13 protein-coding genes are annotated in these 16,044 nt (G+C 67.2%); 8 read left to right on the top strand and 5 right to left on the bottom strand.

The window, feature by feature from the left end; genetic code table 11:
* Positions 1 to 262 precede the first annotated feature (262 nt).
* On the top strand, positions 263 to 1,024 hold the full coding sequence (locus QQS52_RS07810) for a M23 family metallopeptidase (protein WP_472773334.1): 762 nt from the start codon (positions 263 to 265) through the stop codon (positions 1,022 to 1,024).
* On the opposite strand, the gene pcrA is transcribed toward QQS52_RS07810, so the two are convergent.
* A complete protein-coding gene (gene pcrA, locus QQS52_RS07805) occupies positions 1,021 to 3,552 on the bottom strand; it encodes a DNA helicase PcrA (RefSeq protein WP_472773333.1) in 2,532 nt (843 codons plus the stop codon). The genes QQS52_RS07810 and pcrA overlap by 4 nt on opposite strands.
* An 82-nt stretch (positions 3,553 to 3,634) precedes the next feature.
* Here pcrA and QQS52_RS07800 point away from each other — a divergent pair, with 82 nt between their 5' ends.
* From QQS52_RS07800 to pgi, 3 genes are all read left to right on the top strand, one after another.
* Positions 3,635 to 3,952 carry a chorismate mutase gene (locus tag QQS52_RS07800; RefSeq protein ID WP_296204472.1) on the top strand — a complete coding sequence of 106 codons (318 nt, stop codon included), beginning with the start codon at positions 3,635 to 3,637 and terminating at the stop codon, positions 3,950 to 3,952.
* Between the two features lie 52 nt (positions 3,953 to 4,004).
* Positions 4,005 to 5,357, top strand: coding sequence for a Na+/H+ antiporter family protein (locus tag QQS52_RS07795; protein ID WP_472773332.1), 1,353 nt, complete (start codon positions 4,005 to 4,007; stop codon positions 5,355 to 5,357).
* 89 nt (positions 5,358 to 5,446) lie between these two features.
* A complete protein-coding gene (gene pgi / locus QQS52_RS07790; protein WP_472773331.1) occupies positions 5,447 to 7,117 on the top strand; it encodes a glucose-6-phosphate isomerase in 1,671 nt (556 codons plus the stop codon).
* An 8-nt stretch (positions 7,118 to 7,125) separates the two neighbouring features.
* Here pgi and QQS52_RS07785 read toward each other — a convergent pair whose 3' ends face one another.
* The 3 genes from QQS52_RS07785 to QQS52_RS07775 are packed head-to-tail and all read right to left on the bottom strand — an operon-like array spanning position 7,126 to position 13,229.
* Positions 7,126 to 7,539, bottom strand: a complete 414-nt coding sequence (locus QQS52_RS07785) for a YccF domain-containing protein (RefSeq protein ID WP_070767908.1) — start codon at positions 7,537 to 7,539, stop codon at positions 7,126 to 7,128.
* 60 nt (positions 7,540 to 7,599) lie between these two features.
* Entirely contained in the window at positions 7,600 to 8,421 is an 822-nt protein-coding gene (locus tag QQS52_RS07780; RefSeq protein WP_472773330.1) for a DNA-formamidopyrimidine glycosylase family protein, read from the bottom strand.
* A gap of 14 nt (positions 8,422 to 8,435) precedes the next feature.
* Positions 8,436 to 13,229 carry an ATP-dependent helicase gene (locus QQS52_RS07775; RefSeq protein ID WP_472773329.1) on the bottom strand — a complete coding sequence of 1,598 codons (4,794 nt, stop codon included), beginning with the start codon at positions 13,227 to 13,229 and terminating at the stop codon, positions 8,436 to 8,438.
* Between the two features lie 35 nt (positions 13,230 to 13,264).
* On the opposite strand from QQS52_RS07775, the gene QQS52_RS07770 reads away from it, so the two are divergent.
* Genes QQS52_RS07770 through QQS52_RS07755 form a run of 4 tightly spaced genes read left to right on the top strand, consistent with a single transcriptional unit; the run spans position 13,265 to position 15,665 of the window.
* Positions 13,265 to 14,023: a 3'(2'),5'-bisphosphate nucleotidase CysQ gene (locus QQS52_RS07770; RefSeq protein WP_472773328.1), complete on the top strand. Its 759-nt coding sequence runs from the start codon at positions 13,265 to 13,267 to the stop codon at positions 14,021 to 14,023.
* 9 nt (positions 14,024 to 14,032) lie between these two features.
* The gene (locus tag QQS52_RS07765; RefSeq protein WP_472773327.1) at positions 14,033 to 14,830 is read left to right on the top strand and encodes a thymidylate synthase; all 798 of its coding nucleotides are present in this window, start codon (positions 14,033 to 14,035) and stop codon (positions 14,828 to 14,830) included.
* Positions 14,831 to 15,376, top strand: coding sequence for a dihydrofolate reductase (locus tag QQS52_RS07760; protein ID WP_472773326.1), 546 nt, complete (start codon positions 14,831 to 14,833; stop codon positions 15,374 to 15,376).
* A 1-nt stretch (position 15,377) separates the two neighbouring features.
* Positions 15,378 to 15,665, top strand: coding sequence for a glutaredoxin domain-containing protein (locus QQS52_RS07755; protein WP_472773325.1), 288 nt, complete (start codon positions 15,378 to 15,380; stop codon positions 15,663 to 15,665).
* A 10-nt stretch (positions 15,666 to 15,675) separates the two neighbouring features.
* Here the strand turns inward: QQS52_RS07755 and QQS52_RS07750 are convergent, their stop codons facing one another.
* Complete coding sequence (locus tag QQS52_RS07750; RefSeq protein ID WP_296204496.1) at positions 15,676 to 15,993, bottom strand: cg0963 family protein; 318 nt, start codon at positions 15,991 to 15,993, stop codon at positions 15,676 to 15,678.
* Between the last annotated feature and the right edge of the window lie 51 nt (positions 15,994 to 16,044).

Below are 16,044 nucleotides of genomic sequence, written 5' to 3'. Positions count from 1 at the left end.
CGCGTTCGCGACATTAAAAACATTTGTACCTTTAGCCCCAATTACAACACGCGTAACACGCTGGCATGTTCGACTGTTTTCGAACAAACGTGGCCTTCTACCTGCTCTTTTTAGCGTTGCGCTCCCCCGCCAACCGGGCTAACTTTTAGTTCGTTGCCTTTCGGCGGCCGCGCCGGTCCCTGTGCTGGAGCGTGCCCCTCGCGGTACTGCCCGCCGACTGGCTCGCCACCACATACCCTCACGCTGATAAAGGACGTAGTCTATGAAGCGCACTCATCGCGCCCGCCGGGCCGCTATGGCCGGTGCCCTGGCACTGGCCACCGGCTTGGCCGCCACGCTTGGTGCCACGGCCGCCAGCGCCGCCCCCGCGGCGACGGTGAACGTGTCGGACGGTTCCTCCGAGCCGACCGTCAGCGACGTCAACCACGACGCCCTCACCGATGCTCTCTTCGGCCTCGCTAAATCCACTACCCAGTTGTTCAACGGCACGATCACCCCGTCCGTCAACCAGACCGAGGCAGGGCTCAACATCGTCCTCGACCCGACTGCCGTACCGGGACTTGAGGACGCCTTCGCGCCCGAGGGCGAACACTCCGGCCTGCGCGCCACCCACTCCCAGGACGCCAACGGCAACACCGTCGTGTTCCCGACCACCGGCACCCTGACGTCTGGTTTCGGCTCCCGCTGGGGCGCGATGCACAACGGCATCGACATTGCCAACCCGGTAGGTACCCCGATCTACGCCGTGATGGACGGCACCGTGATTTCCTCCGGTCCGGCGCAGGGCTTCGGCAACTGGATCCGCATCCAGCACGACGACGGCACCGTGAGCGTCTACGGCCACATGGCCGCCAGCTCCCTGCTGGTGGGCGTCGGCGAGCGCGTCACCGCCGGCCAGCAGATCGCCTCCATCGGCAACGAAGGTGTGTCCACCGGCCCGCACCTGCACTTCGAGGTCCACCCCGGCGGTGGCGGCCCCGTGGACCCAGTTACCTGGTTCGCAGAGCGCGGCATTTCCGTCTAGAGCTTTTCCATGGGAAGTCCGCCAGTCAACATCAGGCGGACTTTCCCAGCAGAGCCGAAATCCACAGTGACGGTCGCCCGCGCACCCGAACCGTCGGAGCTAATGACCGTTCCCAGGCCATACTTGGCGTGGTTGACACGGTCCCCCACGGCCAGGTTGAGATTCTTGTTCTTCGGCATGGACGTAGCAGCCGCCGGCTTTTTCCGTTGCGATGGGGAAGACGCAGCGGAGCCGGACCTGCGCGACCAGCCGGACCAGGACGACCCGAAGTTGCGCCCGTACTGATAGCTATCATCACCCCACGCGGAGTTGAGGGAGCTATCGTTTTCCTCCCGCCGCCAGTCGATAAGATCCTCTGGGATCTCGGCGAGGAAGCGACTGGCGGGGTTGGTCATCGGGTTGCCCCAGGAGGAACGAATGATAGCGCGGGTGACGTAGAGCTGCGCCCGCGCGCGGGTAATGCCCACATACGCCAGCCGGCGTTCTTCGCTCAGCTCCTTCGGGTCCCCCAGCGAGCGCATGTGCGGGAACTGGCCGTCCTCCCAGCCGGTAAGGAAGACCACCGGAAACTCCAGGCCCTTCGCCGTGTGCAGGGTCATCAGCGTTACCACGCCGGAGTCTTCATCCGGGATCTGATCGGCGTCAGCAACCAGGGAGACCTTTTCCAAAAACGCCTGCAGGGAGCCCGGCGCTGCCTGCCCGTCGTCGGCCGGGTCGGCCCCCGGCGCGGCATCGGAGCCGTCGAAGGCCATCTGGTTGGCCGCCTCAGAGGAGAACTCCCGCGCCACGGATACCAGCTCGTTGAGGTTGTCCAGGCGCGCGCCGTCCTGCGGGTCGTTGGAGTTTTCCAGCTCGGCCCGGTAGCCCGTGGCATCAAGCAGCAGGGAGATTAGCTCGCCCAGGTCCGGCTGCCCGGTGACCTGGTTGGTCATACCCGGCAGCTGGGCCTGGATGCCGTCCATCATCTCCGTGAACTTGCTCACGGCGTTGACCGCGCGGGTGCCCAGGCCGTTTACCTTACCGGCTGCCCCGTCGAGCAGGGCCTTGCCGAAGCTGACCCCGAGGTTCTCCGCGTGCAGCGCGATCTGGGCCTGGGCCTTGTCCCCGATGGCGCGCTTGGGCACGTTGATGATGCGCCGCAGGCTCACCGTGTCGTCCGGGTTGTCCAAGATCCGCAGGTAGGCCACGACGTCGCGGATTTCCTTGCGCTCGTAGAAGCGTGTGCCGCCCACCACGCGGTAGGCGATCCCGGAGCGGATGAAGATATCCTCCAGCGCCCGGGAGGCGTTGTTGGTGCGGTACATGATGGCGATGTCGTTGAGGTTGCATCCGCCGTCGACCAGCTTGTCGATCTCCGCGGCGATGAAGCGGGCCTCGTCGTGCTCATTGTCCGCGACGTAGCCAATGATCTTCTCGCCCTGGCCGTGGGCAGTCCACAGGTTTTTCTCCCTCCGGTTTTCGTTCTTGGCGATGACCGCGTTCGCCGCGTTCAGGATGGTCTGCGTCGACCGGTAGTTTTGTTCCAGCAGGATTGTCCGGGCCTGCGGGTAGTCCCGCTCGAATTCCTGGATATTGCGGATGGTGGCGCCACGGAAGGCGTAGATGGACTGATCCGAGTCACCGACCACGCACAGCTCCGGCGCTGGGACCGCCTGGTCCGGGCTCCCCTGCCCGTTGTCCGTGGCGGCGCCGTTGCCCTGGCCGACCAGCGCGGCGACGAGCGCGTACTGGGCGTGGTTGGTGTCCTGGTACTCATCAATGAGCACGTGGCGGAAGCGGCGGCGGTAGAACTGCACCACCTGCGGGTGCTGCTGAAAAATCCGGACGACCTCTCCGATGAGATCATCGAAGTCGACCGCGTTGGCCGCGCGCAGGCGGCGCTGGTATTCCGCGTAGACCCCGACGACGGTCGTGTCGAACGGGTTCTTGGTGGCCGCGGCCTCCTCCGCGGCCCGCTGCGGGCCGATGAGCTCGTTCTTGTAATTCGAGATCTGGTTGGCCAGGACTCGCGGGGTGAACTTCTTAATATCCAGCTGCTGGTCCTTGGCAATCATGGACAAAAGGCGGCGGGAATCATCCCCGTCGTAGATGGTGAAGTTGGTATTCAACCCCGGCACCAGCTGCGCCTGGGCGCGCAGGATCCGCACGCAGATGGAGTGGAAGGTGGCCACCCACATCCGCTCCGCGACGGGGCCGACCAGCTGGCCGACGCGCTCTTTCATCTCCGCGGCGGCCTTGTTAGTAAAGGTAATAGCCAAAATCTCCCAGGGCGCCACGTTCCGCGAGCGCATCAGGAAGGCGATCCGGCGGGTCAGCACCGCGGTCTTTCCGGAACCGGCGCCCGCGACGATAAGCAGCGGCGAGCCGGTGTGGGTCACCGCCGCGGCCTGCTGCGGGTTCAGCCCCTCGACGAGCGGGCCTACGTCAGGCTGCGGGGCTTGGCCGGGCTGGGACGCGGCCGCGGGCGCGGCGGGCCGGCCGAAGGGGTTGCGGTCTGCGGGCTGGGAAAATGGCGAGGAATCATTCATGATGACTACCAACCTACTAGCCGGCCCCGACACACAGCCGAGCGGAGTTACTTTTTGGCTGCCCAGGTGGCACAATTGGGTTATGTCAGACGCGGTACACAACGAGCTCGCCAACCTTGAGGTCCGGACGCCCTCGGGCACGGACGATCCCCTCTCGGATCAGGAAATCCAAAAATACCGGGAAGAGATCAACCGGATGGACCAGATCATCCTGGAGGCTATCAAGCACCGCACCGCGGTTTCCCAAGCCATCGGCCGGACCCGCATGGGGTCTGGCGGCACCCGACTGGTGCACACGCGGGAGATCGCCATCCTCAACCAGTTCCGCGACGAGCTGGGCGAAGAAGGCCCCGCCATCGCCTCAGCGCTGCTGCGCATGGGCCGCGGCCGCCTGGGATAATCGTCCCTACCCCCGCGCCCGTTTTGGGCAATCCGTACAGTAATCTATACGCATGAACGCCGTCTTAATAGCCGTCATCGTCATGCTCGTCCTCGCGCTCCTGCGAGTTCATGTGGTCGTTGCGCTCTTCCTCGGCGCCCTCACCGGCGGGCTCCTGGCCGGCATGGGGCTGGACGGCACCATGCTCGCCTTCCAGGACGGCCTCGGCGGCGGCGCCAAGATCGCCCTAAGCTACGCCCTGCTGGGCGCCTTCGCCATGGGCGTGGCCTCGGCCGGGCTCCCCCACCTGCTGGCCAACTTCCTGGTCAAGCGCCTGGGCAACCAAGACGGCGAGCTCAACAAGGCCGCCGTGGCCACCACCAAGTGGATCCTGGTGCTGGGGCTTATCGCCATGGCCGTGATGAGCCAGAACCTCATCCCGGTCCACATCGCCTTCATCCCGCTTTTGGTCCCGCCGCTGCTGACCGTCATGAACAAGCTGCGCCTCGACCGCCGCCTGATCACCTGCTGCCTGACCTTCGGCCTGGTGACCACCTATTTCTTCGTACCGGTGGGCTTCGGGTCCATCTACCTCAACGACATCCTGCTGTTCAATATCTCCGAGGCCGGCTTGGACACCAGCGACCTGTCCATCATGTCCATCATGGCCATTCCGGCCGTGGGCATGCTGGTCGGCCTGCTCATCGCCATCTTCTTTACCTACCGCAAGCCGCGCGACTACGCCGATACCCCGATTTCGGACGACGCCCCGGACTCTCAGGAAATCTCGCCCTACCGGGTGACCATCTCCGTCATCGCGATCATCGCGACCTTCGCGGTCCAGGTCATCATGCAGGCGCTCGACTTCGAGGCCGACGGCCTGCTGGTCGGCTCGCTGATCGGCCTGGGCATCCTGCTCATTTCGGGTACCGTCGACTGGCGCCAGGCCGATGACGTGTTCTCCCAGGGCATGAAGATGATGGCGCTGATTGGCTTCATCATGATTACCGCCCAGGGCTTTGCCTCGGTCATGACCGCGACGGGCGAGGTCGAGACCTTGGTCGACGCCACTGCCGAGATCTTCGGCGAGCACCAGTTCTGGGCCGCCGGCGGCATGCTCCTGGTGGGCCTGGTGGTCACCCTGGGCATCGGTTCCTCCTTCTCCACCTTGCCCATCATCTCCGTTATCTACGTCCCGCTGTGCGTGTCACTGGGCTTCAGCCCCGCCGCGACCGTTGCCATCATCGGCACGGCCGGCGCGCTGGGCGACGCCGGCTCCCCGGCCTCCGACTCGACGCTCGGCCCGACCGCGGGTCTGAACGCCGACGGCCAGCACGACCACATTCGGGATTCGGTCATCCCAACCTTCCTCCACTTCAACATCCCGCTGCTGGTGGCGGGCTGGACGGCCGCTCTCATCCTCTAACGACGCCCGCAGAAGTCTTCGACTACGGTTGTGGTTAGCACTTAGCAAGCGTTTAGACACCGGAAGAAAGGCCGCAGAAGCCAATCGTCATGGATTATTCCAACACCGCCTACGCCACTGTTTCGACCATCACCAGCACTGCCGAGTGGAAGGCACTTTCGCAGCTCGCCGCCGGGGCAACCGCCCTTAACCTCCGCGAGATCTTCCGGGCGGAAGAATCCCGCGCGGACAACCTCTCCTTCGCCGCCGCGGGCCTGCACGTCGATTTGTCGAAGAACCTGGTGGACCAGGAAATCCTCGGCGCCCTCATCGCCCTGGCGGAGGCCGCCGGCGTGGAGCAGGTTCGCGAGGCCATGTTCGCCGGCGCCCACATCAACAACACGGAGGACCGCGCGGTGTTGCACACCGCGCTGCGCCTGCCGGCCGAAGAAGACCTCACGGTCGACGGCCAGGACATTGCCGCCGATGTCCACGAGGTCCTGGGCCGGATGCGCGATTTCGCCACCGCGCTGCGCTCCGGCAAGTGGCTGGGGCACACCGGCCACACCATCAAGAAGGTCGTCAACATCGGCATCGGCGGCTCAGACCTGGGCCCGGCCATGGCGGCCCGCGCACTGCGCTCTTACGAGGTAGCCGGGATTAGCGCGGAGTTCGTCTCCAACGTCGACCCGGCCGACCTAGACGCGGTCCTGGACCGCCTCGACCCGGAGTCGACGCTGTTCATCATCGCCTCGAAGACGTTTACCACCCAGGAGACCCTGGCTAATGCCCACGCGGCACGGCGCTGGCTGCTGGAGCAGTTCGACGGCGACGAGTCGGCTATCCGCAAGCACTTCGTGGCGGTGTCCACCAACGCGGAGAAGGTCGCCGAGTTCGGCATCGACACGGAGAACATGTTCGGCTTTTGGGAATGGGTCGGCGGCCGCTACTCCGTGGACTCGGCCATCGGGCTGTCGTTGATGTGCACCATCGGGCCGCTGGACTTCATGCGCTTTGTGGAAGGCTTCCGGGCCATGGACGAGCACTTCGCCGAGGCACCGTTGAGCACCAACGTCCCGGTGTTGATGGCGCTGCTGGGCATCTGGTACACCAACTTCCTAGGGGCCGAATCCCACGCGGTGCTGCCCTATTCGGAGGATCTCTCCCGCTTCCCGGCCTACCTGCAGCAGCTAACCATGGAATCCAACGGTAAGTCGGTGCGCCGCGACGGCTCAGCGGTGGACACGGCGACCTCTGAGATTTACTGGGGCGAGCCGGGCACCAACGGCCAGCACGCCTTCTTCCAGCTGCTCCACCAGGGCACCCACCTGGTCCCGGCGGACTTCATCGGCTTCGCCCAGCCGCACCGGGATTTCCCGACGGCTGACGGCACCGGCTCCATGCACGATCTGCTGATGAGCAATTTCTTCGCCCAGACCAAGGTGCTCGCCTTCGGCAAGACCGCCGAGGAGCTCGCCGCGGAGGGCGTCGATGCCGCGCTTATCCCCCACAAGGTCATGCCCGGCAACCGACCGAGCACCACCATCCTGGCCGAGAAGCTCACCCCGCAGGCGCTCGGCGCGCTCATCGCGCTCTACGAGCACATCGTTTTTACCCAGGGCGTCATCCTGGGGCTGAATTCCTTCGACCAGTGGGGCGTGGAGCTCGGCAAGCAGCAGGCCAACGACCTGGCCGCCGCCGTGCGCGGCGAGGACACCACCGCTTCGGGCGACGCGTCCACCGACGCGCTCATTCAGTGGTACCGCGCCCACCGGGGCTAGCCCACTAGCTACATCCGGATCATCGGCTCGAAGCCGGCGGGGATGCGGTCGTTCGGCACGATCTGCTTGCCGAACGGGAAGCAGGTGATCGGGATGAGCTTGAGGTTGGCGATAGCCAGCGGGATACCGATGATGGTGATCGCCTGGGCCGCGGCCGTGGTCAGGTGGCTCAGCGCCAGCCACACGCCGGCGACGATAAACCAGACGACGTTGGAAAACGTCGACATGCCGCTGGACCCGCCCACCGGCTGGACCACGGCCCGGCCGAACGGCCAAATGGCGTAGGCCGCCATGCGAAAGCTGGCCACGCCAGCCGGGATGGTGATGATGAAGATGCAGGCCAGAACGCCGAATATGAAATAGGCCAGTGCGAGCCACAGGCCGCCGAACAAGAACCAGATGATATTGAGTAGCAAACGCATACCCGCGATCCTAGCGCGCTCACGGCCGCCGCGTCGGCCCCTAGCCACGCCCCGCTTGCCCTAGTAGTTCGGCTGACAGTGCGGGCAGAACCAGATGACCCGCTCCAGTTCCCCCTCGTCGCCACCCTGGTCCGGCCCGCCCAGGAATCCTTTCTCGATGCGGGTGCCGCACCGCCGGCAGCGTGCCCGATTGCGGCCGAAGACGTAAGAGGTCTCGCCCGCCTGGCGCACGCCGGTGGTCACGCGGATGGGGCTTTCGCGGTTGGCCCACATGATTCGCCGGGCAATATCGATGACGGCGTCCAGGTCCACCCGCCCCACGGGCGTGCCCGGGTGGAGCCCCGCCAGGAAGCAGATTTCGGCGCGGTATTCGTTGCCGATGCCCGCCACGTTGGACTGGTCCAGCAGCGCGGTCCCGATTGACCGCTCCGGGCGGGCCACCAGCCGGCGCAGCGCCTCGTCGCGCCCGCCGGCCCCCTCCCAATTCGGGTCCAAGATGTCCGGGCCCAGGCCGGCGACCCAGCCGGCGTAGTCATCAGCGGCCATCACCTCGACCAGGCCCAGCCAGTGGCCGACCAGCTCGATATCGCGCGGTTGGTGCGCCAGCTGCAGGACCACCCGCGCGCTGTGGCCCGGCTTGCGCCAACGCTGCCCCACATAATGGATGGCCCATTGCCCCTCCATCTTCAGGTGCGTGTGCAGCAGGCGCTGCCCAAACTGCATGAACAGGTGCTTGCCGTAGGGCCACACGCGCTCGCAGATCTCCCCGTCAAAGCGCACGGTGGCATACCTCGGCACCCGCAGGGAGCTGCGTGTGACCTGCCGGCCGCGCATGAACTGCAAGCGGCTGGATAGCTGCAGGACGGAATCACCTTCGGGCATCTCGCCTCCTTAAGTTAGTAATCCTCTTCCCCATTGTCTGCCTCGACCGCGTCGTCGTCGAAGCTGGCGATCACGTCGGTTACCCGCCGGCCCTTCCGCGACGGCACGGATCCCGACCCGGGGCTTTGCTGGGCCCGGCGGCTGCCGCGGGGCGCACTGGTGCGGGGCGCGGCGGCGGTGGCGGCGATCCGCAGGCCGCGGGGGCTCAGACCCGCGCTGGCGGCACGCAGCGCCTCGGCCTCTGGGGCCTGGAAGGCGGCCACGCCGTTGACCTTTTCGACGATCAAGGGCTGGAGGCGGCCAGCGGCGATGAGTTCGCGCAGCCCGCCTAACGCCCGCTGCAATGCCTCGGCCGGGTCGACGCCTTCCGGCAGCACGTGTGGGAAGGTGGTCAGGGACTTGCCGCCGCGGCTTAGGTGCACGATGGGCAGCCCGTCGACCAGCGTCACGAGGGCGCCAGCGGCGCGGTTGGGCTTGCCGGGGGTCTCCGGCCAGGCCAGGGCCGCGCCATAGGGGTTGGCCGGGTCGCAGGCGGCGAGCACTACGGTGTCCGGCTCGTGGCCAGACGGCCAGCCGGTGACATCGGGACTGTCCTGCTCCCCGCGCAGGCGGTCGATGACCGCGGGCACGGAAAACTGCGCCGCGCCGAGGCCCTCAATGACGTAGCCGCGCATGGCCTTGCCGGATTCCTCGAAGCCGGACAGGACCTTGTAGGCTAGGGCGAAACCGCCCAGGACGTCCTCGGCCACGACGCTGCCGCGGGTGACCACGCCGTAACGGTCCAGCCAGGCTTCGCCGTGCGCGACCGAGCGCGCCGTCGGATCCTGCGCGGCCGGCGGGGTGAGCGCCCAACGCCCGCCCACGTCCGGCGGGGTGCTCACCCGCTGCGCTTGTGCAAAGGACGTCCTCCCCATTCGCAGACGCGAGCGGTTCGGCCGGCGCCTGGCGCGGTGGGCTGCCTTGCCGCCGGTCTTGCCGGCCAGGCGGGCGCGCACCGGGGCGAAGGAATCCGGGGAGACCGCGCCGGCCTCCACCAGCTGCCACAGCGCCTGGCGGACCTCCTCCTCGGTGCCCGGCGCGTCGGCGGCCAGTTCCCCGAAGTGGAAGGCCCCGCCCGTGCCCAGGTGTTCCAGGAGCGCACGCTCCAGGATGGAATAGCCTTCCGGCTCGTTCTGCGGCAGCAGCTGGGCGGCGTAGTCCGCCGGCAGGAGCATGATCCAAGGATCGGCCGAGCCAGCCTTGCCCGCGCCGACGATGAGGACCTCGCCGGACAGCGTGAGCTCGTCCAGGTGGGCGGGCGAATAATCCCCCACCCGGGCCGGCAGGATGAGGTTCTCCCAGGCCGAGGCCGGGGCCTTGGCCCCGGCGATCTGTTCGATGACCGCCAGGACCCCGTCGGCCCCGCGCAGCGCCGGGCGAGTGCCGGCCGGGGCGACCTGCTGCCAGACGGGCAGGAAGCGGGCGAAGGCGGTGGCGCTAACCGGCTCGGTCGCCGCGCGGGCGGCGGCCAGGGAACGGCTGCGGATTACCTTGAGGACCTCGGCCGCGCAGTACTCGGTCTCCTCCACCCCGGCGCGGTAGTGGCCCTCAACCACCTTGTCCAGGCCGGTGATGACCCCGTAGGCCGCAGAGACCGACAGCCCGAAGGCGGCCGCGGCCTCGCTGATCAGGAACGGCCCGCGGGTGCGCGCCCAGCGGCTGAGCAGCTGCGGCAGCGCGTCGGTGACCGTGTCCACCTGTGCCGGCACCCCGGGCGGGACCGGGATACCCAGGCCGTCGCGCAGCAGGGCGGCGTCATTGACCTGCGCCAGGTGCTCGGTCCCGGCGATGCGCACGCGCATCACGCGGCCGGCCAGGGCGGCATCGATAGAGCTTAACGGAACGTCCGTGCGCTCCGGCAGATCCTCGATGGCCACCGGGCCCAGGGTGCGCAGCAAGTCTGCCACCTCCTCGGCGGTTCGGGCCCGGCGGTCGGGGGCGGTGCGCTGGAGCTGGGCGTGGACTTCGGCGATGATGTCGGCATCCAGCAGCTCGCGCAGCTCCACCGTGCCCAAAAGCTTGGCCAGCAGGGACGGGTCCAGGGCCAGCGCCGCGGCGCGCTTTTCCGCCAGCGGCGAGTCGCCCTCGTACATAAAGGCGCCGGTGTAGTTGAACAGAAGCGTCGAGGCGAACGGCGAGGGGCTGTCCGTGGTGACTTCTGCGATCCGGATGCGCCGGTGGCCCAGCTCGCGCATGACCTCCTGCAGGGCGGGCAGGTCGTAGACGTCCTGGAGACATTCGCGCACGGTCTCCAGGATGATGGGGAAAGACGGGTACTTCCGGGCCACGTCCAGCAGCTGCTCGGCGCGCTGGCGCTGCTGCCACAGCGGGGCGCGCTTGCCGGGGTTGCGGCGCGGCAGAAGCAACGCGCGGGCGGCGCACTCGCGGAAGCGGGAGGCAAAGAGCGCGGAGCCGCCGACCTGCTCGGTGACGATGTCGGTGATGTCGTCGGCGTCAAAGTTAAACAGGCTGGCGTCCGGTTCTCGGTCGGCCTCCGGCAGGCGCAGGACGATGCCGTCGTCGCCGGCCACGGCTTGGGCGTCCATGCCGGTGTTCTCCGCCACGCGGGCGCCGACCGCCAGCGCCCAGGCGGCGTTGACCCCGCGGCCGAACGGGGTGTGCAACAGCACGCGCCAGTCGCCTAGCTCGTCGCGGAAACGCTCGAGCAGCAGGGTCGTATCATCCGGGATGAGCCCGGTGGCCTCGTACTGCTCACCCAGGTAGGAAACGATGTTGTCCCGCGCGCGGACGTCGACGTCGGCGAGGATTCCCGGGTCCTGGTGGACGTCCCGGCGCCAGGCGCCCAGCGCCCGGCCGAGTTCGTAGGGGCGGCCGGCGGCGTCTCCGTTCCAGAAGGGCAACCGCCCGGTGTGCCCCGGCGCGGGGCTAACGCGCACCTGGTCGCGGGTGATGTCCTCGATCCGCCAGGAGCTAGCACCCAGGGTGATGATGTCGCCCACGCGGGACTCGTAGACCATCTCCTCGTCGAGCTCGCCCACCCTGCGCGGGGCCTGGTTTTCGGCGCCGGAGACCAAAAAGACGCCGAACATGCCGCGGTCCGGGATGGTGCCGGCATTGGTCACCGCCACGCGCTGCGCGCCCGGGCGCGGGGTGAGCACGCCGCCGACGCGGTCGTAGACCACCCGGGGTTTGAGTTCCGAGAAATCCGTCGAAGGGTAAACGCCGCTGACTAGATCGAGCACGGCGTCGAATACCTCACGCGGCAGGTCCCGGTAGGGCCAGGCCCGCCGGACCGTGTCGTACCAGTCCTCCACCCCCAGCCCGTCCGGGGCGGCGGCGACAGCGGCCACAGTCTGCTGCGCGAGCACGTCCAGGGGGTTGGACGGGGTGTGCAGACGCTCGATGAGGCCTTCGCGCATGCGCTTAGTGGTCAGGCTGGCCTGGACCAGGTCGGCACGGTGCTTCGGGTAGAACGAGCCGGTGGACACCGCGCCCACAGTGTGCCCGGCGCGGCCGACGCGCTGCAGGCCGGAGGCCACCGACGGCGGGGATTCGACCTGGATGACCAGGTCGACCGCGCCCATGTCGATGCCGAGTTCCAGCGAGCTGGTCGCCACCACCGCCTTGAGCGTGCCCTCCTTGAGCATGGTCTCAGTCATAGCGCGCTCGTCCTTAGACACGGAGCCGTGGTGGGCGCGGGCGATAACGGCCGGGGCCTTGCCCGCGACGTCGACCTGCTTCATCAGCTGCGCCGGGTCCCGGCGCGTGGGCGCGGACAAAGATTCCGGGTCGTGTTCCTGCGCGTAGAGCTCGTTGAGCCGGCTGGTCATCCGCTCCGCGGTGCGGCGCGAGTTGACGAAGACCAGGGTCGAGCGGTGCGCCATGACCTCGGCGTAGACGTCCTGCTCGATAAAGGGCCAGATGGACTTCGCTGTCGGCAGCGCGGATTCTTCCAGCAGGTCGTCCCCGCTGGTAATGCCAATGGAATCATCCACCGTCAGCTCCCCGATGGGCGAGCCCTGCTCCGGGGTGGGCAGGTCCGCCATGTCGTCTACCGGGCAGCGCACGGCCAGGTCCCAGCGCTTGCTGGCCGGCGTGGCGATGATGTCGACGGGGCGGGACCCGCCCAAAAAATGTGCCACCGTCTCCAGCGGGCGCACAGTGGCGGACAACCCGATGCGCTGGAAGTCCCCGGCCAGCAGCGCCAACCGCTCCAGGCTCAGCGCTAGGTGCACGCCGCGCTTGGAGCCGGCCAGGGCGTGGACCTCATCCACCACGACGGTCTCAACCGAGCTCAAGATGCCCGCGGCCTTGGAGGTCAGCATGAGGTAGGCCGACTCGGGCGTGGTGATAAGGATGTCCGGCGGGCGGCGAACCTGGCGGTTGCGCTCGGCCTGCGGGGTGTCCCCGGAGCGCACGCCCACGGAGATGTCCGGGTGGTCTAAGCCTAGCCGCTCGGCCACGCGGGCGATGCCGGCCAGGGGCGCGCGCAGGTTGTGCTCCACGTCCACGCCGAGGGCCTTGAGTGGGGAAATATAGAGCACTTTCACCCCGCCATGGGTGGAGGTGCGGCTGGCCTCCTGCCCGATGGGCAGGCTGGTCTGGCCGTCGCGCTCGACTAGGCCGTTGAGCGCCCAGAGGAACGCCGCCAGGGTCTTGCCGGAGCCGGTCGGCGCGACGACCAGCGCGTGGTCGCCCTGTGAAATAGCCGACCATGCCTCCTGCTGTACCTCGGTGGGCTGCGCGAAGACCTCGGTAAACCAGTCCCGCACGGGCGGGCTGAAGCGCGACAGGATGTTTTCGGCCATGCCTTACTTTAACGCGGCGGCTAGACTCTACGGGTATGACCGTCCAGCTAGATGATGCCCGCTTGACCAACATGATCGCCGAAGGCTGCGGCGAGATCCTGAAAGGGGTCCGCAAGGGAGGCCTGCTGCGCAGCCGCGCCTTAGGCGACGCCGGGGACGAGCTCGCCCAGGAGTGGATCTCCCGGGTGCTGGCCCAGCACCGCCCCGACGACGGATTCTTGTCGGAGGAGGCCACCGACAACCCGGATCGCCTCTCTAAGAACCGCGTCTGGGTGGTCGATCCGCTCGACGGCACGAAGGAATTCGCCACGGGCCGCCAGGACTGGGCCGTGCACATCGCCCTGACCATCGATGGCCGCCCCGCGCACGCCGCGGTGGGCCTGCCGGACCTGGGCGTGACGTTCAAGTCCTCCGACGTCCGCGCGGTCACCGGCCCGCTGTCCCACAAATTCGTGGTCTCGCGCAACCGCCCGCCGAAGGTGGCGGACTATATCTCGGAGAAGATGGGATTTGAGACCGTCGGCGTGGGCTCGGCCGGCGCCAAGGCCATGCACGTGCTGCTGGGCGACTACGACGGCTATATCCACTCCGGCGGGCAGTACGAGTGGGACCAGGCCGCCCCGGTGGGCGTGGCGCTGGCCGCCGGCCTGCACGCCTCCCGCCTGGACGGCAGCCCGATCACCTTCAACAACGAGGACACCTTCATCCCGGACCTGCTGGTCTGCCGCCCGGAGCTGGCCGACAATATCCTGGCCCACGCGGCGGACTACGCCAAAGAATACGGAGGGTTCTAAACTAGCGCTATGGCATACACCCCGTACGAAGACCTGCTTCGCGATATCCTCGACCACGGCTCCCCCAAGGGCGACCGCACCGGCACGGGCACAACCTCGTTATTCGGCCGGCAGCTGCGCTACGACTTATCCGAGTCCTTCCCCCTGCTGACCACCAAGAAAGTCTATTTCCACGGGGTCATCGGTGAGCTGCTGTGGTTCCTGCGCGGCGACTCCAACGTCAAGTGGCTGCAGGACAACCGCGTGCGCATCTGGAACGAATGGGCGGACGACAACGGCGATCTGGGCCCGGTCTATGGCGTTCAGTGGCGCTCCTGGCCCACCCCGGACGGGGGCCACATCGACCAGATCTCGCAGGCGCTGGAAACACTCAAGTCCAACCCGGATTCGCGCCGTAACCTGGTCTCCGCCTGGAACGTCGCGGAGCTCGACAAGATGGCGCTGATGCCCTGCCACCTGCTCTTCCAGCTCTACGTGGCTGATGGCAAGCTCTCGCTGCAGGTCTACCAGCGCTCCGCCGATATGTTCCTGGGCGTGCCGTTCAACCTGGCCTCCTACGCCGCCCTGACCCACATGTTCGCCCAGCAGGCCGGCCTCGATGTCGGCGAGCTGGTCTGGACCGGCGGGGATTGCCACATCTACGACAACCACCGCGCCCAGGTCGAAGAGCAGCTCTCGCGCACTCCCCGGGACTACCCGCAGCTCAAGCTGCACAAGGCGGCGTCTATGTTCGACTACGACTTCGACGACTTCGAGGTCATCGGCTACGACCCGCACCCGACCATCAAGGCCCCGGTGGCGGTCTAGATGACAAGCTTGGGCTCCATCTGGGCGCAGTCCCTGGACGGCATCATCGGCGACGGCACGGACATGCCGTGGCACGTGCCGGAGGACCTGGCGCATTTCAAGCAGACCACCCTGGGCAGCCCGGTGGTCATGGGCCGCAAGACCTGGGAGTCGCTGAACCCGAAGTTCCGCCCCCTGCCGGGCCGGGAGAATTTCATCATCTCCTCCCGCGCGCCCGGCGAGTGGTCCGCCGGCGGTGAGGTACTGGCCGGCATTGATAAGCTGCCGGAGCTCGACTCCGCCTGGGTGATGGGCGGTGGGCAGCTGTACGCCGCCACGATCGACGACGTCGACGTCATCGAAATCACCTTGATGGGCGTTAACATCGGTAGTATCTACGGCGACGAGGCGGTCTTTGCCCCCGCGGTGCCTGCCCACTTCGGGCTCAGCCGCGACAGCGACTGGCTCACCTCCGACAAGGGCCGGCTGACCATCCCGGGCGCCCCGCCCAGCGATCTTCCTATGAAGTACCGCTTTTTAACCTACGAACGAAAGGACGCTGCTTAGTATGAGCGTTAAGACCCCGGAAACCAACGATCACGTCACCATCTTCTACGCGGACTGGTGCCCGTTTTCCGCCCGCCTGATTAAGCGCCTCGACCGCACGGAGACCCCCTACACCCTGGTCGACGCGGAGGCCGAGGGCACCGAGGACATCAACGAGTGGATCAAGTCCGTCAACGACGGCGACAGGATCGTACCCACCGTCCTCTACTCCGACGGCACCCACGAGACCAACCCGGAGGCCTCTGCCGTGCGCGCCAAGCTGCGCGAGCTGACCGGCGAGGAAGCCTAGTCTTCATCGCCTAGTCCTCTACGTCCTCTTCTTCCCCGAAGAGCTCCACCATATCTGCCGGGGACAAGGTCCCGGCCATCCCGGCCAGCTCCTTGCTGTAGATGGTGTTGAGGTAGGTCTCTAGCACCGCGCGCAGGCGCTGCGCATCATACTTGTTGAGCAGCAGCACGCGCTTGCGCTCCCCGCCCGGCATGGCCTTGTCCACGGCGAGGACCTCCACCCCATCGCGCTGGATGATCTGGGTGAAAATCTCCCGGCGCTGGACATCCACGAATTCCGCGTCCGCCCGCCGCGGCGCGCCGCCAACCTCACTGCCTTGGTGTTCCATACCGCCAACGCTAGCCGATTTCCGCGCCTCGCGCGCCCTCGGGTAACCTAG

The sequence above is a fragment of the Corynebacterium sp. 1103A genome (assembly GCF_055700955.1).
Note: the sequence above shows the minus strand (reverse complement) of the source record. Positions and strands in the feature narration are given on the sequence as shown.